Below are 601 nucleotides of genomic sequence, written 5' to 3'. Positions count from 1 at the left end.
TTAAAGCGTGAACAACGCAATACCGAAGCTACTGCAAACACCTTAATCACTAAAACCAACACACAGTAAAAATGCCACGCGTTGCGAATCCCCCTTAAACAGTTTGTTATGCGGTTGATTTGTTATAAATGTTCGGATGCCAGATTTGCATAAGTATTTCTGGGTTCTCAATAGGCTTAAAACCGTACTGTGAATACAAGCCATGAGCATCTCTCGTGGCTAGAACCATTCGTCTTAAGCCTTGCAGATCAGGATGTTCAACGACTGTTTTGACTAGCCATTTACTCAACCCTATCCCTCGGTGAGATTCAAGAATGAATACATCGGCTAAGTACGCAAATGTTGCCTTATCAGTAATCAAGCGGGCAAAGCCGACTTGAGAGCCTGAACTTTCAAACACCCCAAAACAGAATGAATTTAGTACAGCTTTTTCCAATGCGCTCTTAGGGATACCTTGAGCCCAATAGCTTGTTGAAACAAATTGATGAATGACATTAAGATCAAGTTCATCATTATTGGTGCTAATTCTAAAGCCTTTCACTCAAACTCCTCCCTGAGATTAAGTACAATTTTTCCCAAACCGCATAGACATAATGACCCC

At 40.9% G+C, this 601-nt stretch carries 1 protein-coding gene; it reads right to left on the bottom strand.

What is annotated here, in order from left to right:
- Nucleotides 1-106: 106 nt before the first annotated feature.
- A complete protein-coding gene (locus tag AB4653_RS27825; protein WP_102257377.1) occupies nucleotides 107-541 on the bottom strand; it encodes a GNAT family N-acetyltransferase in 435 nt (144 codons plus the stop codon).
- Nucleotides 542-601 lie beyond the last annotated feature (60 nt).

The sequence above is a fragment of the Vibrio sp. 10N.222.48.A3 genome (assembly GCF_041475345.1).
Classification (GTDB): domain Bacteria; phylum Pseudomonadota; class Gammaproteobacteria; order Enterobacterales; family Vibrionaceae; genus Vibrio; species Vibrio tasmaniensis_A.
This window is presented reverse-complemented; position numbering and strand designations above follow the sequence as displayed.